The 20427-nt window shown below is 55.0% G+C and carries 20 protein-coding genes; 7 read left to right on the top strand and 13 right to left on the bottom strand.

All coding sequences use genetic code 11. From position 1 onward, the window contains the following. Positions 1 to 185 precede the first annotated feature (185 nt). From A8710_RS05545 to sdhC, 4 genes are read right to left on the bottom strand one after another with little or no spacing between them, the layout of a single operon-like run. Entirely contained in the window at positions 186 to 893 is a 708-nt protein-coding gene (locus A8710_RS05545) for a succinate dehydrogenase iron-sulfur subunit (RefSeq protein WP_068858524.1), read from the bottom strand. A 14-nt stretch (positions 894 to 907) separates the two neighbouring features. Next, entirely contained in the window at positions 908 to 2680 is a 1773-nt protein-coding gene (gene sdhA / locus A8710_RS05540; RefSeq protein WP_068858522.1) for a succinate dehydrogenase flavoprotein subunit, read from the bottom strand. Between the two features lie 3 nt (positions 2681 to 2683). Continuing rightward, positions 2684 to 3049: a succinate dehydrogenase, hydrophobic membrane anchor protein gene (gene sdhD / locus A8710_RS05535; protein WP_068858520.1), complete on the bottom strand. Its 366-nt coding sequence runs from the start codon at positions 3047 to 3049 to the stop codon at positions 2684 to 2686. Further along, positions 3049 to 3438, bottom strand: a complete 390-nt coding sequence (sdhC, locus tag A8710_RS05530) for a succinate dehydrogenase, cytochrome b556 subunit (protein WP_068858518.1) — start codon at positions 3436 to 3438, stop codon at positions 3049 to 3051. Before sdhC ends, sdhD begins: the two co-directional genes overlap by 1 nt. Positions 3439 to 3764: 326 nt before the next feature. On the opposite strand from sdhC, the gene gltA reads away from it, so the two are divergent. Continuing rightward, positions 3765 to 5042, top strand: a complete 1278-nt coding sequence (gltA, locus tag A8710_RS05525; RefSeq protein WP_068858516.1) for a citrate synthase — start codon at positions 3765 to 3767, stop codon at positions 5040 to 5042. Positions 5043 to 5127: 85 nt separating this feature from the next. On the opposite strand, the gene bfr is transcribed toward gltA, so the two are convergent. Together bfr and A8710_RS05515 are read right to left on the bottom strand one after the other, a co-directional pair. Further along, complete coding sequence (bfr, locus tag A8710_RS05520) at positions 5128 to 5604, bottom strand: bacterioferritin (RefSeq protein ID WP_068858514.1); 477 nt, start codon at positions 5602 to 5604, stop codon at positions 5128 to 5130. Between the two features lie 33 nt (positions 5605 to 5637). Further along, positions 5638 to 5856: a (2Fe-2S)-binding protein gene (locus A8710_RS05515; RefSeq protein ID WP_068858512.1), complete on the bottom strand. Its 219-nt coding sequence runs from the start codon at positions 5854 to 5856 to the stop codon at positions 5638 to 5640. Between the two features lie 133 nt (positions 5857 to 5989). Here A8710_RS05515 and A8710_RS05510 point away from each other — a divergent pair, with 133 nt between their 5' ends. After that, positions 5990 to 6883, top strand: a complete 894-nt coding sequence (locus tag A8710_RS05510; RefSeq protein WP_068858510.1) for an NAD(P)-dependent oxidoreductase — start codon at positions 5990 to 5992, stop codon at positions 6881 to 6883. A 55-nt stretch (positions 6884 to 6938) separates the two neighbouring features. Continuing rightward, a complete protein-coding gene (locus A8710_RS05505) occupies positions 6939 to 7643 on the top strand; it encodes an FKBP-type peptidyl-prolyl cis-trans isomerase (RefSeq protein ID WP_068858508.1) in 705 nt (234 codons plus the stop codon). A 116-nt stretch (positions 7644 to 7759) separates the two neighbouring features. Here A8710_RS05505 and A8710_RS05500 read toward each other — a convergent pair whose 3' ends face one another. Beyond that, positions 7760 to 9037: an acetyl-CoA C-acetyltransferase gene (locus A8710_RS05500; protein WP_068858506.1), complete on the bottom strand. Its 1278-nt coding sequence runs from the start codon at positions 9035 to 9037 to the stop codon at positions 7760 to 7762. Positions 9038 to 9323: 286 nt separating this feature from the next. On the opposite strand from A8710_RS05500, the gene A8710_RS05495 reads away from it, so the two are divergent. After that, positions 9324 to 10730, top strand: a complete 1407-nt coding sequence (locus tag A8710_RS05495) for a 3-oxoacyl-ACP reductase (RefSeq protein WP_068858504.1) — start codon at positions 9324 to 9326, stop codon at positions 10728 to 10730. 16 nt (positions 10731 to 10746) lie between these two features. Further along, positions 10747 to 11622 (top strand): MaoC family dehydratase, encoded by an 876-nt coding sequence (locus A8710_RS05490; RefSeq protein ID WP_068858502.1) that lies wholly within the window; start codon positions 10747 to 10749, stop codon positions 11620 to 11622. A gap of 13 nt (positions 11623 to 11635) precedes the next feature. Here A8710_RS05490 and A8710_RS05485 read toward each other — a convergent pair whose 3' ends face one another. Together A8710_RS05485 and A8710_RS05480 are read right to left on the bottom strand one after the other, a co-directional pair. Further along, positions 11636 to 12433 carry an ABC transporter ATP-binding protein gene (locus A8710_RS05485; RefSeq protein WP_082968685.1) on the bottom strand — a complete coding sequence of 266 codons (798 nt, stop codon included), beginning with the start codon at positions 12431 to 12433 and terminating at the stop codon, positions 11636 to 11638. Further along, on the bottom strand, positions 12430 to 13374 hold the full coding sequence (locus A8710_RS05480) for a FecCD family ABC transporter permease (RefSeq protein WP_068858498.1): 945 nt from the start codon (positions 13372 to 13374) through the stop codon (positions 12430 to 12432). Before A8710_RS05480 ends, A8710_RS05485 begins: the two co-directional genes overlap by 4 nt. 157 nt (positions 13375 to 13531) lie before the next feature. Between A8710_RS05480 and A8710_RS05475 the strand changes: the two genes are divergently transcribed. Then, positions 13532 to 14776: a patatin-like phospholipase family protein gene (locus A8710_RS05475; protein ID WP_068858496.1), complete on the top strand. Its 1245-nt coding sequence runs from the start codon at positions 13532 to 13534 to the stop codon at positions 14774 to 14776. 2 nt (positions 14777 to 14778) lie between these two features. Here the strand turns inward: A8710_RS05475 and tesB are convergent, their stop codons facing one another. Beyond that, positions 14779 to 15648: an acyl-CoA thioesterase II gene (tesB, locus tag A8710_RS05470; RefSeq protein WP_068858494.1), complete on the bottom strand. Its 870-nt coding sequence runs from the start codon at positions 15646 to 15648 to the stop codon at positions 14779 to 14781. Positions 15649 to 15783: 135 nt separating this feature from the next. On the opposite strand from tesB, the gene plsB reads away from it, so the two are divergent. After that, the gene (gene plsB / locus A8710_RS05465; RefSeq protein ID WP_068858492.1) at positions 15784 to 18312 is read left to right on the top strand and encodes a glycerol-3-phosphate 1-O-acyltransferase PlsB; all 2529 of its coding nucleotides are present in this window, start codon (positions 15784 to 15786) and stop codon (positions 18310 to 18312) included. An 11-nt stretch (positions 18313 to 18323) separates the two neighbouring features. Here plsB and A8710_RS05460 read toward each other — a convergent pair whose 3' ends face one another. Genes A8710_RS05460 through A8710_RS05450 form a run of 3 tightly spaced genes read right to left on the bottom strand, consistent with a single transcriptional unit; the run spans position 18324 to position 20427 of the window. After that, positions 18324 to 19157, bottom strand: a complete 834-nt coding sequence (locus A8710_RS05460) for a class I SAM-dependent methyltransferase (protein WP_157686310.1) — start codon at positions 19155 to 19157, stop codon at positions 18324 to 18326. Continuing rightward, a complete protein-coding gene (locus A8710_RS05455) occupies positions 19148 to 19960 on the bottom strand; it encodes an undecaprenyl-diphosphate phosphatase (RefSeq protein WP_068858490.1) in 813 nt (270 codons plus the stop codon). Before A8710_RS05455 ends, A8710_RS05460 begins: the two co-directional genes overlap by 10 nt. Further along, positions 19960 to 20427, bottom strand: coding sequence for an acyl-CoA thioesterase (locus A8710_RS05450; protein ID WP_082968683.1), 468 nt, complete (start codon positions 20425 to 20427; stop codon positions 19960 to 19962). The genes A8710_RS05455 and A8710_RS05450 overlap by 1 nt, the downstream gene beginning before the upstream one ends.

The raw sequence follows: 20427 nt of genomic DNA, 5'->3' as shown, positions 1-20427 counted from the left end.
GATTTTCGCCCCATTTCGGCGCGGGCATGGCTGTAAAACCGCTTGATACTAGCGCGATTGCAGGGCGTGAGGAACCACTACTAAAGTGTGAAAATGCTTTTCTTGACCAACGGAAATAAAAAAGCCCGAGTGACGTTGAAACATCACTCGGGCTCTTGATTTCGCACTATTTGCTGAGCTGAGGCTTAGGAGCCCTGCGTCAACAACATATTACGAATGTGACCAATGGCTTTGGTCGGGTTCAGCCCCTTCGGACACGCGCTGACGCAGTTCATGATGCCGCGGCAGCGGAACAGCGAGAACGGGTCGTCGAGCTTAGCCAAACGCTCCATTGTTGCCGTGTCACGCGTGTCGGCAATAAAGCGCCATGACTGCAACAGCGCCGATGGACCCAGGAACTTTTCAGGGTTCCACCAGAAAGATGGGCACGATGTGGTGCAGCACGCACACAAGATGCACTCATATAGACCATCGAGCATCGCGCGGTCTTCTGGCGACTGCAGACGCTCAATAGCCGGCGCTGGTGTGTCATTGATCACGTACGGCTGAACTTTCTCGTACTGGTTGAAGAACATGGTCATGTCCACAACCAAGTCACGCAACACAGGCAGGCCTGGCAATGGCTTAACCACCAGATGACTGCCGCCTTTGGTGGCAATCGACACCGGCGTGATGCAGGCCAGACCATTCTTACCATTCATGTTCAGACCGTCGGAGCCACAAACCCCTTCACGGCACGAACGACGGTAGACCAGCGAATCATCTTGCTCTTTTACCAAGTTCAAGATGTCCAACACCATCAGATCGCGACCTTGGGTGTCGACCTGATAGTCCTTCATGTACGGTTCGCTATCCGTATCCGGGTTGTAGCGATAGATGCTGACTTTAAGCATGTTGCACCCCTAAATTAGTATGTACGAGCCTTGGGCTGGAAGGCCTTGACCTGCTTCGGCGCGAAGTTAACTGCACGCTTGCCAACGGTCTTGGTTTCCGTGTTGTACAGCGAGTGAGCCAGCCAGTTTTCGTCATCACGATCTGGGTAGTCTTCACGGCTGTGCGCACCACGGGACTCGGTACGGGTCTGAGCAGACAACGCGGTGGCTTCAGCGGTTTCGAGCAGGTTGTCCAGCTCCAATGCCTCAACGCGAGCGGTGTTGAAGGAGTTGGTCTTGTCGCCCAAGTGCGCATTCGCAATACGCTCACGCAGCTCGGCCACCTTCGAAACACCCACATCCATATCTTCGCCACGGCGGAAAATACCGAAGGCGCTCTGCATGGACTTCTGCAACTCTTTACGCAGAGCTGGCACTGCTTCGCCGCTGACCGAACCATTCCAACGCGCCATACGGGCTTGTGCCTTGGCTACGTCAGACTCGGAGGGCTCGCGCTGCTCCATGCCTTGACGCAATGCATCTTCGATGTGAAGACCGGCAGCACGACCGAATACCACGAGGTCAAGCAGCGAGTTGCCACCGAGACGGTTGGCGCCGTGCACGGATACGCAGGCAATTTCACCCACGGCATACAGACCCTGAATGATGCTGTCTTTGCCATTGGCATCAGTGCTGATAGCCTGGCCGTGAACGTTGGTCGGAATGCCGCCCATCATGTAATGGCAGGTTGGGATAACCGGGATCGGCTCCTTAACTGGATCGACATGCGCAAAGGTCATGGCGAGTTCGCAGATGCCAGGCAGTTTGCTGTGCAGCACGTCTTTACCGAGATGATCGAGCTTCAGATAGAGATATTCGCCATCTGGACCGGCACCACGGCCTTCACGAATTTCGGTGGCCATGGAACGCGCAACCACGTCACGCGACGCCAAGTCCTTCGCATTCGGAGCATAGCGCTCCATGAAGCGCTCGCCATCTTTATTCAGCAAGTAGCCACCTTCACCACGGCAACCCTCGGTCACGAGCGTACCGGCACCGGCAATACCGGTGGGGTGGAACTGCCACATTTCCATGTCTTGCAGCGGAATGCCGGCACGAGCCGCCATACCCACGCCGTCACCGGTGTTGATGTGCGCGTTGGTCGTGGACGAGTAAATGCGGCCGGCACCGCCGGTGGCGAACACGGTGGCTTTCGACTTGAAGAACACGACTTCGCCGCTGGCGATGTCCATGGCGATGACGCCACAAACAGCACCGTCTTGGTTACGTACCAGATCCAGCGCCAGCCACTCAATGTAGAACTTGGTGTTGAACTTCAGGTTTTGCTGGTAAAGCGTGTGCAACAGCGCGTGACCCGTACGGTCAGCGGCAGCGCAAGTACGTGCAGCCTGCGTGGGGTTATCTGGACCCTTGGACTGACCGCCGAAAGGACGCTGATAAATACGGCCTTCTTCAGTACGGGAGAATGGAAGCCCCATGTGCTCCAATTCGAAAACGGCTTGCGGACCAACCGAACACATATATTCGATGGAGTCTTGGTCACCAATAAAGTCGGCACCTTTTACGGTGTCGTACATGTGCCAGCGCCAATCGTCATTCGGGTCAGCTGAAGCGATGGCACAAGTAATGCCGCCCTGCGCTGACACGGTGTGCGAGCGAGTCGGGAATACCTTGGAAATCAACGCTGTTTTGAAGCCCGACTGTGCCAACTGCAGCGAGGCGCGCATGCCTGCGCCGCCACCGCCCACAATCACGGCATCAAAATTTACAGTACGCATTTTAGACATGACTTAGTTGCCCCAAATAATCTGAATGCCCCAGACGATGACCACAAACAGGGCCAACGCCATCGCAACCTGCACCACCAAACGCACGACGTTGGCTTTAGGGCCCATCTGTCGAACCGTTAAGTAATCCGTGAAAACGGTCCACATACCAATCCAGGCATGCGCCACAAAGGCCAACAGAGCCAGCAGCGTAAAAATACGCATGCAGGTTTGGCTCATAAAATCGTGCCACGTTTGGAAGTCCACCACCGGCGTGATCAGAAACCAGCCGCCCAGCCAGACAGTGTAGGCAGCAAGAACAATGGCGCTAACGCGTTGCAGCAGCCAATCGGACAAACCAGAACGCGAAAAACTTGTTGCGCTTTTCATTAGAGAACCACTCCTACAAAGAGCGCGGCAATGACGAGTGCCGACACCACAAGGCTGATCTTGGCAAAGGTACGACCGCCTTCCAGCGTTTCGCCTACGCCCCAGTCCATGACCAAATGCTTAACGCCCGCAATAAAGTGGTACGCCAAGCCTGCTAATGCCACAAACAGCACCAGCTTACCCACAGTGCCCGTCAACATGGCTTGCACACAGGCAAAACCTTCTGCAGAAGACAAGGAGCAATCCAGCAGCCAGAGCAAGCCGGGAATGACAAAGAACAACAATACGCCGGAGAGGCGGTGCAAAATGGAGGCAATGGCTACTGGCGACTTCAAATTTAATTCGATGACAGTCGCGAGCGAGAGATTGACCGGTCTGTTACTTTTCACAGAGGGCATCCTGTTGGTCTGGTGGGTCTGGCAACCATTAGAAATGGTTCGGAAACACTCATAAGCCATTGAAATTAAATGCAATTTTGCATAATCTGAAGGGCGTTACGAGATTGCCGCGAAAGTATAATCCCGCACATTCCGTAATACAAATAGGTTTGCCACACAAAAGCTCAACAAGGGCATAGGAATTGCTAGTACTTAAGTCGAAGTTCTTGCGTCCTGAGCGCTGCTCTTCATTGACAATTTTACCTTGTGATTTAAGCTACCCCGCTTCCAGCACCGGCTACGCGCTGCGAGCGTAAGACCTTTCTAAGGAGACCGTGATGACGGCCAAGACTGCAACGCTGACTATCGGCGACGAAACCCTGACCCTGCCGATTACTTCTGGCACCCTTGGCCCTGATGTCATTGATGTCAAAGACGTGCTCGCGAAAGGCTATTTCACCTATGATCCTGGCTTCATGGCGACGTCCGCCTGTGAGTCCAAGATCACCTTTATTGATGGCGACAAGGGCATCCTGCTGCACCGCGGCTACCCCATCGACCAACTCGCTGAAAAAGCTGAATACCTTGAAGTCTGCTACCTGTTGCTCAACGGCGAACTGCCGAATGCCCAACAGAAGGCTGAATTCACCAAGCTCGTCACCGACCACACCATGGTTAACGACCAGCTCCGCAAGTTCTTTGAAGGCTTCCGTCGTGACGCTCACCCGATGGCGGTGATGTGCGGCGTTGTTGGCGCTCTGTCCGCCTTCTATCACGATGGCCTCGACGTCAATGATCCGAAGCACCGTGAAATTACCGCTATTCGTCTGATCGCCAAGATTCCGACGATTGCCGCGATGAGCTACAAGTACACCGCCGGCCAGCCGTTCACGTATCCACGCAACGATCTGAACTACGCCGAAAACTTCCTGCACATGATGTTCTCAGTGCCGGCTGATGTGAACTACAAAGTTAACCCGATCCTGGCCAAGGCCATGGACCGCATCTTCACGCTGCACGCCGACCACGAGCAAAACGCATCGACTTCGACCGTGCGTCTCGCCGGCTCTACGGGTGCCAACCCGTACGCCTGTATCGCTGCTGGCATTGCCGCACTCTGGGGCCCGGCACACGGTGGCGCCAACGAAGCCGTGCTGAAAATGCTTGATGAGATCGGCAGCGTGGAAAACGTGGCTGACTTCATGGAGAAAGTGAAGACCAAGGAAGTTAAGCTGATGGGCTTCGGCCACCGCGTCTACAAAAACTTCGACCCGCGCGCCAAGGTCATGAAGCAGACCTGCGACGAAGTTCTTGCTGCGCTCAACATCAACGATCCGCAGCTGGCTCTGGCAATGGAACTGGAGCGCATCGCGCTGAACGACCCGTACTTCGTGGAGCGTAAGCTGTACCCGAACGTCGACTTCTACTCGGGCATCATCTTGAAGGCCATTGGCATTCCAACCTCCATGTTCACGGTGATCTTTGCCCTCGCCCGCACCGTCGGCTGGATCTCGCATTGGTTAGAAATGCACAGCGGCCCTTACAAGATCGGTCGTCCGCGTCAGCTCTACACGGGCTATGTGCAACGCGACTTGCCACCCGTAGAGAAGCGCTAAGCGCTTCTTTTAGGCAACAAAAAGCCGCTTGTCAGGTTCGCCTGCAAGCGGCTTTTTTATTGCTAACTAAGTGTAGATCGCTTGCTTAAGAGGCTTGAAAGGCCTGACTTTGCAGATAGTTCGCCAAACCCATCTTAGCAATTAAGTCCTGCTGGGTTTCCAGCCAGTCAATGTGCTCTTCGGTATCTTCAAGAATCATTAACAAGAGGTCCCGGCTCACGTAGTCACGCGCTAACTCAGCGGCCGCAATGCCCTCTTTTACGGTTAACTGGGCGGTCTTTTCCAGCGACAGATCGGCACCCAGCATTTCCGGCACATCTTCGCCAATCATAATTTTGTGCATGTCCTGCACATTCGGCAGACCATCCAGCATCAAAATGCGGTCGATCAACTTATCCGCATGCTTCATTTCGCCAATGGACTCGTCGTACTCTTTTTTCGCTAAACGCTCCAAGCCCCAATGACGATACATGCGGGCATGAAGAAAGTACTGGTTAATGGCTGTGAGTTCGTTTTTCAACTGCTGGTTAAGCAGCGATACAACCGCTTTATCGCCTTTCATGGGGCAGCCGCCTCTATTGAATAATTGCGACCGTTATACCACGGGCTGCCACGTGTGTGAGCTTTGACTCAGGCGTACAACCGCCTCGGCACTCAGTGCCTCCTGCCAAATATTTTCTGCGAAGTCACGACAGGCACCACAGCAAGTGGCCAGCCCTGTGCTGACTTGCAACTGCTCAAATGTTTGCTCACCCCGCTGGGCCGCCTGACGAATGGCGCGGTCCGTAATGCCATGACATAAGCAGACATACATAGGTTGTTACCCATTAAATGAGATCGACCCTCAGATAGTAAATGAGATAGATTCGCATTTACAAGTAAATTTTACGCCTTCATTGACTTAGGTGCGTAAAATCCCACGGGCACATCACGAACAGGAGCATGTAATGGCAGCGGTGGCATTTATCGGCTTGGGTAACATGGGCTTCCCCATGGCAGGTCACCTCCTAGCAGCGGGTCACGACGTAGTGGTGTGGAATCGCACCCGACATAAAGCGGAACAATGGCAGACCCAGTACGGCGGAAAACTGGCAGACTCACCTGCCCTAGCGGCCCAAAGCGCTGATATTGTGCTCACTTGCGTGGGTCGTGATGAAGATTTACTCGAAGTGCTTCACGGTGAAAGCGGCATCTTAAAGGGGCTCAAGCCTCAAGCCCTGCTCATTGATCACTCCACCGTGTCGGCCGAGGTATCGCGCCAGATTGCCCAGCAATTATTGTCATCCCAACAGCAATTCGTGGATGCGCCGGTGTCGGGCGGGCAACAAGGCGCGATTAATGGCCAGCTCAGTATTTTCTGTGGCGGCAGCCCTGAAGCAGTGGCTCGTGCACAACCCATTTTGGCCGCCTACGCAAAAGCACAAGCCCATGTAGGCCCCGTTGGCGCAGGTCAACTTGCCAAAATGGTCAACCAAATCTGTGTGGCAGGAGTTATTCAAGGCGTCGCCGAAGGGATGCACTTTGCCGAAGCAGCCGGCTTGGATGTGGCGCAAGTCATGTCACTAGTAGGACAAGGTGCAGGGGCTTCCTGGCAACTCATCAACCGCCATCAGACCATGATTAGGGACGAATACGATCATGGCTTTGCGGTGGACTGGATGCGTAAAGACTTAGATATCGTGGAAGCGGAGGCGCGTCGCTTGGGCGTGCAACTCCCCCTCACCCCGGTCATCAATGATTTTTATCGGGATGTACAGCGCATGGGCGGCGGTCGCTGGGATACCTCTAGCCTGCTCAAACGCTTGCAAGAATTTGCTACAAACACTGGAAAGCCCGACTGAATTACGCTTCAATCGGTCACCTGAAATTCGCTAACCCTCACTACAAGGATAAAAAATGAAGCTTCAAATTCGTGTTCTTTCGCTGGCGATTGCCTCACTGACATTGGCTGCCTGCAACAATCCCTTCAGCGGCAAAGCCAACCTTGAGTCCGACACGCAAAAATTCAGCTATGCCATCGGTGTCGATATCGGTCGCTCGATGGAGCCTATCCGTGATGACATCGATCTCGCTGCCTTACAACAAGGCCTGCAAGACGTTCAGGACAAAGCCGAACTGGCGCTGAACGATGAAGAGCGCAAACAAATTCTGACCACGATGGCGCAACAGCTGCGTGAGAAGAAAATGAAAGAAATGGAAACCAAAGGAAAGTCCGCCATTGATGCCGGCGCCAAATTCCTAGCCGACAATGGAAAGCGTGCGGGTGTCACAACCACCGCTAGCGGTTTGCAGATTGAAACCCTGAAAGCCGGTTCCGGTGCCAAGCCCGCTGCAACCAGCGTTGTCACCGTGCATTACAAGGGCACACTGACCAACGGCACGGTTTTCGATAGCTCCTACGATCGTGGCCAGCCTGCTACTTTCCCGCTCAACCAAGTCATTCCTGGTTGGACTGAAGGCGTTCAGCTCATGCAGATTGGTGGCAAGTACAAGCTCTACATCCCAGGCAACCTAGCTTATGGCCCACAAGGTTCGGGCGAAAAGATTGGCCCTAACGAAACTCTGGTATTCGAAATCGAACTGCTGAAAATCGAAGGTTAATTCGCTTTTTTAGTACGCTAGACTGAGAAATTGAGACGAAAAAAACCGGCGCATGTGCGCCGGTTTTTTTATGCGTTCGTTCTGCAGCGCCACCGTTAGGCGACGCTGCAAATTCATCAACGCTCGATGATAGCAACCACACCCTGACCACCAGCGGCACAGACAGAGATCAGGCCACGGCCCGAACCCTTCTCGCTGAGAATCTTGGCCAGCGTGGCCACAATACGACCACCGGTTGCCGCGAAGGGGTGACCTGCCGCCAGCGATGAGCCGTTAACATTGAGCTTGCTGCGATCAATCGAACCCAGAGGCGCATCCAGACCCAGACGCTCTTTGCAGAACGTGGGATCCTCCCAAGCCTTCAGTGTCGACAGGACCTGCGAAGCAAAGGCTTCGTGGATTTCGTAGTAGTCGAAATCCTGCAGGGTCAGACCACGACGAGCCAACATGCGGGGCACGGCATAAGCTGGCGCCATCAGCAGGCCTTCTTTTGCGTGAACGAAATCGATGGAAGCTACTTCGCCATCAATGAAGTAAGCCAGGATTGGCAGGTTGTTGGCGTTAGCCCACTCTTCCGATGCCAACAGCACTACCGATGCGCCGTCTGTTAACGGGGTGGAGTTAGCGGCCGTCATGGTGCCGGTTTCACGATCTCCGAAACAGGGCTTGAGCGTGGCCAGCTTTTCCAAGCTCGCTTCGGGGCGCAGGTTCTGGTCGCGCTTGAGGCCGAGGTATGGCGTGATGAGGTCATTGAAGAAACCGCGCTCGTAAGCAGCCGCCAGCTTCTGATGGCTAGCAATAGCCAACTTATCTTGCTCTTCACGTGGGATCTGCCATTCAGCAGCAGTAATGGCAGCATGGTCACCCATGGCCAGACCCGTGCGAGGCTCACCGTTACGTGGGAAAGAAGGAATGAAATGCTTAGGACGCAGCTTGCTGGCAGCTTTCAGGCGATCAGCAGGTGTCTTGGAGCGATTAATTTCAAGCAATACACCGCGCAGGCCATCGCTCAGTGCCATAGGCGCATCGGATGTGGTGTCCACACCACCGGCGATGCCGGAGTCGATTTGACCGAGGGCGATTTTGTTAGCCACCAAAATAGCGGCTTCCAAGCCAGTGCCGCAGGCTTGCTGAATGTCATACGCAGTGGTCTGAGGATCGAGCTTGGTGCTCAGAACACATTCACGCGTGAGGTTGAAGTCACGGCTGTGCTTGAGCACGGCACCGGCAACCACTTCACCAATGCGCTTGCCACCCAGGTTGCAGCGATCGACCAAGCCGTCTAATGCGGCAGTCAACATGTCTTGGTTTGAAGCAGTGGCGTACACGCTGTTGGAGCGTGCGAATGGAATACGGTTGGCGCCGACAATGGCGACACGACGGATGGTGGTCATGTGAAACTCCTGTTGATTACCCCTGCCACGCTAGCACAAGCGTTGAACAGGTCATTGGCCGAAATGCAGTAAATGCATTGGCAACCGGCAAACTCTGTTGCCATTGCCTTTGTTAGTCTGCGTCGGCGGCATGTTAACGATTTGTTGTGCGCGCGTCAGTACTCGCCAATTTCCTTCGAATTGTCTAGTCTCCGCACTTCTACGGCCCGATGCCGTCAAAATCTTCCGACTTGTGTCGTTTTTCGCGACAAAGTCTTGGCTGTTTTACCTGTGAGAGGACCTCGTCATGAGCGATCGTTATATTGATTTTGTGAACTCCCCGCTGGGCCAACTGCTGGCAAAGAATCTCGGCCTGCCGGCGCCACTGGCTTTGGATCGCTTCAAGCCAGAAGCGCCCGTTGTTAAAGGTGCCGTTCTGGTGGGCGCGGCCGCGGGCAGCGAACTCACTGCCGCCATCACGCAAGTGCTGGCGAACATCAAGGCAGAGGTATTTGCAGCGGCTGATAGCGCCGTTCATGGCCTCGCCTCCAGCGCCGGCCTGGCCACCGTGTCCTATGCACCCAGCGCAGAAGATGGTCAGAAATTTAAAGCCTTGGTCTTTGATGCGTCCGGCATCACCCGCTCCGACGACCTCATTGCCCTGCACAGCTTCTTCAGCCCCGTGATTCGTAAGCTGGCTAATTCGGCACGCATCGTTGTCATTGGTCGCACCCCTGAGCTTTGCGACAACCCCAAGCACGCTACTGCCCAGCGCGCCCTCGAAGGCTTTACCCGTGCCATCGGCAAAGAAGCTAAAAAGGGTGCTACCGCTCAGGTTGTGTATGTCGCTCCGGGTGCAGAAGCCGGTTTGGAATCGACCCTGCGTTTCTACATCTCGCCAAAGTCGGCCTATGTGTCTGGCCAAGTCGTGCGTATTGCTGCCACTGGCATCGCTGGTGAAACTCCGGATTGGAACAAGCCACTGGCTGGCAAAGTTGCCCTCGTTACCGGCGCCTCGCGCGGTATTGGCGAAGCCATTGCACAAACCTTGGCGCGTGATGGCGCTCACGTAATCTGCCTTGACGTACCCCAGCAAGAAGCCGACCTGAACAAGGTTGCCGGTGAAATTGGTGGTTCAGTTCTAGCCTTGGACATCACGTCGGCCGAAGCGCCAGCCAGCATTGCTGCCCACGTCAAGAATGCTCATGGCGGTCTCGACATCATCGTGCATAACGCGGGTGTGACTCGCGACAAGACGCTGGCCAACATGAAAGAGCAGCTCTGGAACATGGTGATTAACATCAACTTGTCCTCGGAAGAGCGCATTAACGACGAGCTGATCGCTCAAAACGCTATTCGTGCCAATGGCCGCGTAATCTGCGTGTCGTCGATCTCGGGCATCGCCGGCAACATGGGTCAGACCAACTATGCCGTGTCCAAGGCCGGCGTTATCGGCATGGTTAACAGCATGCTGCCAAGCCTGCAGGCCAAGGGCATCACCATCAATGCCGTGGCTCCGGGCTTCATTGAAACGCAAATGACAGCCGCGATTCCGTTCGCCATCCGCGAAGCCGGTCGTCGTATGAACTCGATGTCGCAAGGTGGCCTGCCCGTTGATGTCGCAGAAACCATTGCTTGGTACGCCAACCCGGCTTCGAATGCCGTCAACGGCAACATTGTTCGCGTCTGCGGCCAGAGCCTGATCGGCGCCTAAGCGCTGGAGTTTGACCATGACAGTTCGTGAAATCGCAAAAGCCCCAGGTGCCTTGAGCCTTTATGCCAAGGCGGTGCTGGGTGGCTTCAATAAAAAGGGCAGCCATACGCTGCCCGACTTAGAGGTGGTGCTGCGTGATCAAAGCATCGACCTCGCACATCTCGCCGAGTACAACCGCACCTGCGGTTTTACTCTGCGCGATACCGTGCCTTCGACCTACCTGCATGTGCTAAGCACGCCCCTGCAGTTAGTAGTGATGACCGACGCCGCGTTCCCTTATGCGCTGCTCGGCCTCGTCCATGTTCGCAACACCATTGATCAGCTCCGCCCAGTGAATGTGCGCGAGCAAGTCACCTTCCGTACCCGTGTGGGCAATTTACAGCCGCACGATAAGGGCGTGACGTTTGACCTGATCAGCGAAGCCTTTGTGGGCGAAGAGAAAGTGTGGGTGGATATCAGCACCTATCTGCGCCGCCAAGCCACGCCAAAAGCAGAGGCTAAACCCGCAGAAAAATCCGCGAAGTCCGAAAAGCCTGCGCGCATTGTATCCTCCACGCCTTCCTCGATTTGGACGGTGCCAGGGGATATTGGTCGTCGTTACGGCGCTGTTTCTGGCGATCGCAACCCGATCCATCTCTATGCCGCCACCGCCAAACTGCTGGGCTTTCCACAAGCTATTGCCCATGGCATGTGGAGCAAAGCCGCCTGCTTAGCGGCGCTTGATGGTCGCCTGCCAAATGCTTATCGCGTGGATGTGCAGTTTAAGTTGCCGATATTGTTGCCCGCTAAAGTCGCTTTCAGTTCGGAAGCCACGAGCACGGGCTATCAATTTACCGTCAACGATGCACGCAAAGGAAAGCCGCATCTCGCGGGTACCGTGACCGCGCTGTAAGTGGCAAGTCACTTCAGGGTCGTGGCACTAGCCATTGCCCTGAAGTCTCTCCATCCTGCCAACTCGCCCACACCAAGGGCAACGAAAATGCCTCGGCAAGTGCCTCACGAACAGGTTCTGCCTGTACCGCGCCCTGCCACAGTACAGCCCCGTTTCCTAACACCAAGATATGGCTAGCAATCGCTAGGGCAGCATTCATGTCGTGCACGCTCGCCACCACCAAAGCCCCTTTCTTGGCGGCTTGATGCATGGCGGACAACGCCACCGCTTGATGACGCAAATCAAGCGCCGCTAAGGGTTCGTCTAACAGCCAGAGCCGTGGTTTATCGGTTTCGGCTAACGCCAATTGCAAAGCGGTTCGCGCGAGCTGAACCCGCTGCTGCTCACCACCCGACAGCGTGGTCCATGACCGATGACGTAGATGCTGTAAATCCCATTCCTCGATGATGCCAACCAAGGCATGAGTCAGCTGCGCATGCACACCCTGCCACGGGAAAGCCCCCATGCGCACGATCGCTTCAACGCTCAAGGCAGAACGCAAGTGGTGCTGCTGAGGCAAATACGCGCGCTGTTGCGCCCAGGCATTATCGTGCCACTTGGGTAAGGGCTTGCCCTGCCAGCGCCAATGCTGAGTCAGCACAAGCGAATTCGCCGCGGATTGACCTGCGGCATGTCGTAAGAACGTACTTTTACCCGCGCCATTGGGCCCTAACACCAGCCAACATTCACCTGCCTGCAAGTGGAGGTCTGGTAGCTCCAGCACCACACGGCCATCTGGACTGCACAAGGACTGAGCTGAAATTTGCATCATCGCTGCCACCGCAAGCGCAGCAGCGCAAGAAAGAAGGGAGCGCCCAGCAGCGCAGTCAGAATGCCGACCGGGATTTCCAGCGGGCTCAGCAAGGTTTGCGCCAAGGCATCGGCAAACACCGCCAACATTGCGCCAATGAGCAGTACGGCGGGGGTAAGCACACGATGACTACAACCCACCCAGCGACTGGCCATGTGCGGCGCCATCAGGCCAATAAACGCAATGCTACCTGACTGCACGACAACCAGCGCGACTAGGGCGGAACTGGCCCACATAATTTGACGTCGAAACTGGGCAACGGGCAGACCTAAGTGGCCCGCTTCGCGCTCACCCAGCAACCAGAGATCAAAAGCACTGGCGCGGCGCATACCCCACACCGTAAACACCACCAGCAAGGCTATCGCCGGCAACAATAATCGCGCTTCACCATAGGCGAAACTGCCCATTAGCCAGAAGCTACTGGCGCGCAAGGCTTGATCTGGGCTGATCAGCAGCAGCATTTGCATCGCTGCCGCTAATAGGGCATTGAGCGCGATGCCGAGCAACAACAAGGCCTCTCCCTGGAGCTGAAAACGCTTGGCCAGCGCGAGCACCATAAACAGCGCCAAGCTTCCACCCACCATGGCAGCTAAGGGCATCCACACCCAGGCAGCCGGCCAAAGCACGAGAAAAATAATCGCGGTCAAGGCAGATCCAGAAGACACACCGAGCAATCCAGGCTCGACCAATGCCGTTCGGAACAGTGTTTGCAGCCATAGCCCGGCCAATGCCAATGCTGCACCCGCGAATGCCGCCAACAACAGCCTTGGCAGGCGCAGCTGCCAGAAAATTTCTTGACCTAATACACCGTCGGGCAGGTCACGAAATTGCAGCGCAAAAAGAACTATCGCTACGACAACGAACCCCAGTCGCCAGCGCCATTGCCGCCTGCCATCCGCCATGCCATCCCCCTTTTATCTGTTCGTTGACAGCTTAACGCATGGCCGAGGTCGACTACAGGCGGACAGCAAAAAGCCTGCAAAACACAGACGAATTGATCTTGCATCGCTGAAAAAGCAAGCAGACGATAAAATCAAACTCGGTATAGGAATTGTAGTCATGAATGGACCCGATCAAAGCCATCTGGAAATCGATACTTCTACTGGACCGGCTGCACTGGTTTTGTCTGGCGGAGGTGCTCGCGCGGCTTATCAAATTGGCGTACTGCGCGCTATTTCCGAAATGCTGCCGAACCGTCACAGCACCCCGTTTCCGATTATTTGTGGCACGTCTGCAGGTGCACTCAATGCAGCAGCGCTAGCCACTTGTGCCGACTCGTTTGGCACCGGCGTTGATAAGTTGCATGAGGTGTGGGCGAATTTTTCGAGCTCGCAAGTGTATCGCACTGACTGGCAAGGCGTGCTAGGCAGCGCCTTCCGCTGGATTAGCAATTTGGCCTTAGGCATGTTCAACAAAACCGTACCGGTGTCCCTGCTGAACAATTCGCCACTGGGTGAACTGTTGCGCGAAATTATTGATCTCAAACAACTGCCACGCATGATCGATGCCGGACATCTTCAGGCCTTGTGTATCACTGCCTGCAGCTATAGCCGTGGCGATTCGGTGAATTTCTACCAAGGCGCTCCGCACCTAACCGATTGGCATCGCGCACGGCGTCGCGGACGTCGCACCCTCCTCAGCCACGAACATTTGATGGCCTCAAGTGCTATACCGTTGATTTTTCCCGCCGTGGATGTCGCCGGCGAATACTACGGTGATGGCGCGTTGCGTCAGCTTGCACCGATCAGCCCAGCGCTGCATTTGGGTGCGAGCCGCATCTTGGTCATCGGTGCTGGAACGGGTGCAGGCAGTGCCGCTAAATCGCCGGTCATGAGCTACCCCAGCTTGGCTCAAATCATTGGCCACATCATGAGCAGTTCTTTTGTGGACAGTTTGGAAATGGACTTAGAGCGCATGCACCGTATTAACCATACGGTCAGCATTCTACCGCCCGAGCGACTGGCCACGACGTCACTCAAGCCCGTGAACTATATGGTGATCTCCCCTCAGCTCGACAAACTTGAGGTGCTCGCGGCGCAATATGCCCACACCCTGCCCGCTTCCATTCAGCTCTTTGTACGCGGCTCCGGCATGTTCAAGAAATCAGGCTCTAACTTACTGAGCTACCTAATTTTTGAAGCACCCTTCACGAAAGCATTAATCGAGTTGGGCTATAGCGAAGCGAAAGAACGGGAAGTGGAGTTGAAAGCCTTTTTATGCCCGCCCACTCTGGCGAGCGAAGAGAGCGCGACGAGTACGATTCTCAACTTTCGCCGGTCTCCCCAGCAAGAGACCGGCGCCTGATATTACCGCGCCAGCAACTCATGCTGACGCATCAGACCCTCCTGAGCCGTTGAAGCGATAAGCACGCCATCACGGTCATAAATCAGGCCGCGATTAATCCCCTTTGCAGACGATGCTGAGGGTGCATCCATGCTGTAGAGCAGCCATTCATCCATGCGCACTGGGCGATGGAACCACATAGCATGGTCTATGCTGGCGCACTGCATGGAGGGCTGCATAAAGTGCACCGCATGCGGCAGCATGGCTGTTCCCATTAGAGCAAAATCAGAAGCAAACGCTAACAAACACTGATGCAAGAAGGGGTCATCAGGCAGCGCCATTTGGGATCGCATCCAATGTGCTCGATGCGGTGGTTTAGGGCTCAGCGCGAAAGGATTCACGGGATCAATCGGGCGTAACTCAATGGGACGGTCTCGTTCCATCATGGCGCGCATTTTCTCCGGTACGAATGGCGCCACCAAACGACGCAGTTCCAGCTCGCTCTTTAGCTCCTCAGGTGCGGGAACTGTCGGCATGGGCATTTGGTGGTCTAGGCCATCTTCTGCAATGGAAAAAGACGCCATCATGGTGAAAATGATTTCGCCATGCTGAATCGCTTTGACCGTGCGGGTGGTAAAGCTCTTGCCGTCTCGTACACGCTCTACGGAATACACAATCGGTGTTGTGGCGTCGCCGGGACGCAAAAAATACGCATGCAGCGAATGCGCTAAGCGATCTTCCACTGTGCGTCCGGCAGCCATCAACGCCTGCCCTAAAACCTGCCCGCCAAATACATTTTTTCCAAATAAATTAATGCTTTGGCCGCGAAAAAGATTGATCTCAATGGGTTCCAAATCAAGTAACTGCAACAACTCTTGCATAACAGCGGACATGGGCACACCTCAGGTTGTGGCAATTTCCAGACAGATAGGCTGACTGCTTAGGCGTTTATTGTCAGGCTTTTGTTACACTCGCGAAACTGTTTGGCGCTATTTCATTTTTCTGCGTCGTTGCCTTGAGGTTGCACTATGTTTCGATTGTTTGGTCTGGATCGTCTGATTCGTCTGGTTATTCGTAAAACCATGATGCTTTGGGTACGCACTCAAGTCATGCCGCACGATTGGCGCAGCTTAGGCATAGACCCAAATAAGCCAATTTGTTACGTCCTGCAAAGCCGCCTGCTCTCGAACGTGTTGGTGCTGGAAAGCGAAGCAATGAATCTGGGCATGCCCCGCCCCTTGGCGTCCATGCGCCAGCACGGTCTGCGCGAAAAGCACTCGATTCTGTGCTTAACCCGTGGTGAACAGCCGAATCCACTGATCAAACCGCGCCATCAGCATTCGCCCCGACTTCAGTCACTCATCGAAGCGGTTAAAGCGGATAGCACGCTGGACGTGCAACTGGTTCCAGTCACCATTTTGTGGGGCCGCTCGCCAGATAAAGAAAGCTCGCTGTTAAAAGTCTTATTTGCTGACTCCTGGGCGACCCCATCAGCCTTAAAACAATTCATTACGGTGCTCGTACAAGGTCGCACCACGATGCTGCGCGTCAATGCGCCGATTTCACTGCGCCACCTCTGTGATGAAGGCCAGAATAGTGAGCTCACGCTACGCAAAGTCTCCCGAGTCCTGCGCGTGCATTTCCGTCGTCAGCGCACCGCTGTGATTGGCCCGGACTTATCGCACCGTCGCACGCTGTTTAATGAAATCATCAATTCCGCACCGGTTCAGGCCAGTATTGATCGTGAGGTGAGTGAGCGCGGCGTGACCCGCGAAGTCGCTGAATCACGAGCGCGTATCTACTGCAACGAAATTGCCGCCGACTACTCTTTCCCGGTCGTCAACGCACTGAAATCCTTTTTGACGTGGATGTGGACGCGCTTATACAACGGCGTTGAGGTGCATCATTTCGATACTGTGGAGAAGCATACCGCTGACCACGAGGTGATTTATGTGCCCTGCCATCGCAGCCACATTGATTACCTGCTGCTGGCCTATGTCATTTTCACGCGCGGCTACACCACGCCGCACATTGCAGCAGGCGCTAACTTAAACATGCCCATTGTTGGCGGCATTTTACGTCGCTCGGGCGCATTCTTCCTGCGCCGCACTTTCCGCGACAATTTTCTCTACGGCACGGTGTTTCATGAGTACCTGCACCAGATCATGAGTCGCGGCTTCCCCATCAAGTACTTTGTTGAGGGCGGCCGCAGCCGCACAGGGCGTTTGCTCAATGCCAAGCTGGGCATGGTGAACATGACGTTGCGCAGCTACTTGCGTGATCACAAGCGCCCCTTGGTTTTTCTGCCCGCCTATATTGGCTATGAAAAACTCATGGAAGGCGGCACCTATATTGGCGAGCTACAAGGTAAGCCCAAGCAGAAAGAAAACCTGTTTGCTTTAGCCATGTCGGTTCGTAAGCTACAAAAAGTCTTTGGTCGCGTGCACTTGAGCTTCGGCACCCCGATTTATCTCAATGATGTATTGGATGCCAACATGCCGGGCTGGCGTGACAACCCCAATGCAGCCGAAAGCCCTGAGTTTGTGACTACCTCGAAAGCCATCGGCGATGCCATCACCACGCAAATCAACGCGAGTGCGGTGGTCAATCCGGTGAATTTGCTTAGCTTGGTGCTGCTATCCACGCCCAAGCACGCCATCGACGAAGAGCAACTCGCTGAGCAACTCGAACTCAATAAAGCACTGCTTCAAGCCGTGCCCTATCACGACAAAATTGTGATTACGGAAATGACGGGAAGCGAAATGGTCGCTTATGGCGAAGAGCTGAAAATCCTTCAGCGCCGAAAGCATCCGCTGGGTGACTTGCTCTACCTGCAAGAAGAAGAAGCGGTGTTGATGACCTACTTCCGAAATAACACCCTGCACCTGTTCGCTCTGCCCTCGCTGCTGGCTATTTTGTTACTGCAAAATAATCACGCCAGCATGGAGCAGTTGCTGAAAATGGTGCGATCCATTTATCCCTTCCTGCGCTCAGAGCTCTTCCTGATTTGGCAAGATGATGAGTTGCCTGCCATCGTCGCCAAAACCTTAGCCGCGATGGCGGAGCAAAACCTCGTGCAGCGCACGCAGGATGACACCTGGGTCGTGCCAGGTTCGAATACCGCCGATTACGCCCGTTTGCACATCCTTAGCCGAGCGCTGCGACAGACCCTGGTGCGTTACCACATGACCGTCACCGTGCTGAATCAGCGTGGCTCCGACAAGCTCACGCAGCAACAACTCGAAGAGCTTTGCCATCTGCTGGCGCAGCGCCTGTCCTTCGTTCGTGAGTTCAGTGCGCCTGAGTTCTTCGACAAGGCCTTGTTCAAAAACTTCCTCGATACGCTGAAAGGCTTGGGCTATCTCTGCGTTAGCGATGACAAGCGCCTAGTCTTTGACGAACGCTTGAGTTCGCTGGCTAACGATGCCCTGCAAATGCTACCCAGCGGTATCCGTCAGGCGGTATTGCAGGTCACCCTCATTACCGATGAGGAAGTGGCGAGCGCGTTGCTCGCACTGGAGCAAAGCAAAGAACGCAAAAAGGCTAAAGCGGCTTAAACAAAAGCGGCTTAAAGTAATGGTGCATACAGGTCAAAGCGATTGCTCTGACCTTCCATGCGCTGATGCGGCGCCACACCCGCTAAGTCAGGGGCGTGGCGTGGTCGTTTTACGACGATGCGCCGAGTCGCGACCTGCCGAGCCAGCAACAACAACTCATCGGCATCATCATCACTTCCCACCACCTGCCGAAACAAACGCATATCCAACTTAACCAGCGCAGATTTGTCGCGGTGCGGGAACATGGGATCTAGGTAAACCGTCTCTGGACGATCCTGGCTGGGCAACTCGCGTAACTGCATTAATACGGATTGCGCACTGCCCGCATGAAGCTGCAATCGTGACGCGGTTGCGCAGGTTTCAGGGTTGGCTAATGCGCGTGACAAGCCATCGCGGAGCAAGGCTTGCACAATGGGTGAGCGTTCACAGCTCTGCACGTCGGCACCTACATGAGCCAAGAGCCAGCTATCACGCCCCCAGCCCGCCGTAGCATCCAGCACCCGTAATCGCGCCGAGCCTGTCATATGTGGTTTAACGCCACAGGCCTTAACCACCGCCTCACCACCACCGCCGCCTTGCGCCGTTCGCCAGCGCAGGGCATCTGAAGCAAAATCGACTCTCACAGGAGCTGGCAGTGGCTTCTCAATGGCTTGCAAGCCTAAGCCTTGCGCATCTAGCCACAACACCAATGCGTCTGTGTCTTGACGCTCATGGCGCGAGGGCAGCAGTTCACGACGATCCGTGAGTAGCGCTAGCGATAAACCAAGCTGAACAGCCAACGCCTGCGCCAGTTGCTGACGCTCAAGCGTCAGCGCAGCATCAACGCAAAGCCGTGTTAGGCCCACGCGCTGCCGCCAACGCCCAGCAAAATGGCTAGACCAAAGGCAATGCGATACCACGCAAAAACGGTGAAGTCATGCTGTGAAATAAAGCGCATCAAGGCCCGAATCACCAGCAAAGCCACCAGAAAAGACACCACAAAGCCGATGGCAAAAATCGGGAGGTCCGCCAAGGCAAACAGCTCACGGTGCTTGTAGCTGTCGTAAAGCGTGGCCGCAAACATGGTGGGGATGGCGAGGAAAAAGGAAAACTCCGCCGCTGCGGTACGCGAGAGGCCAAAGAGCAAGCCGCCAATAATCGTCGCGCCACTGCGGGAGGTGCCTGGAATCAATGCCAAACACTGCGCAAGACCAATCTTAAGCGCGTCCTGCCAACGCATATCATCCACGGTATGCACGCGAATCGGAGTTTGACGACGCTCTGCCCAGAGTATGACCACGCCACCCACTACCAGTGCGATTGCCACTGAGGCTGGGTTAAAGAAATACAACTTGAGTGTGGATAAGAAGAAAAATCCCAACAGCGCGGCAGGCATAAAGGCCACCAACACATTCAATACAAAGCGCTGAGGTCCGGCCTGACCGAGCTGCGTCACCACGCCCCACAAACGCTCACGGTATTGGTAGCAGACGGACAAAATAGCACCGAGCTGAATGGCGACCTCAAAAACCCCGCGCTTTTCCTCTGTCCAAAAGTCCAGCCAAGCGGCCGTTAAAATCAAATGACCTGTACTGGAAATCGGCAAGAATTCGGTGATCCCTTCCACAACACCCATGACCACGGCTTGCCACGCTAACGTCCAATCCATCACGCAATCTCTTCAGGTTGACTCGCTGGCGATATCACCAGGCGAGAGTATGTTTCATAAAAATGAGCTGGCATGCGCTTGAGTCGCCCGCTGGCAATTTCAATACACACCAAATGAGTGGAGCCGCGAAAAATCGTCAGGCCATCACTCAGGCGAATGATTTGATACACACGATGGGTGGACAGCTTATCGACTTTTAACAGCCAGGTAGCCATCACCAGCTCTTCATGGAGATGACTCGCGGCTAAGTAGTCCAGTTCATGACGGCGCACCACCATGCCGTGTCCACACGCCTCATACTCTTCAGGGCCGAGACCGTGGGCCTGTGAGTGAGACCACGCTGCGGCCTCCATCCACTGTTGGTAGACCACGTTATTGGTGTGGCGCATCACATCGATGTGCTCAGGCAATACCGTTAACGCCACGGTATGCGGTTGAGGATAGTCCCACGCCAATGCCATGCTCAT

Source organism: Perlucidibaca aquatica (assembly GCF_001676655.1).
GTDB classification, from domain to species: Bacteria; Pseudomonadota; Gammaproteobacteria; order Pseudomonadales; family Moraxellaceae; genus Perlucidibaca; species Perlucidibaca aquatica.
The sequence above is the reverse complement of the archived record's forward strand: the minus strand, read 5'-3'. Positions and strand labels throughout refer to the sequence as shown.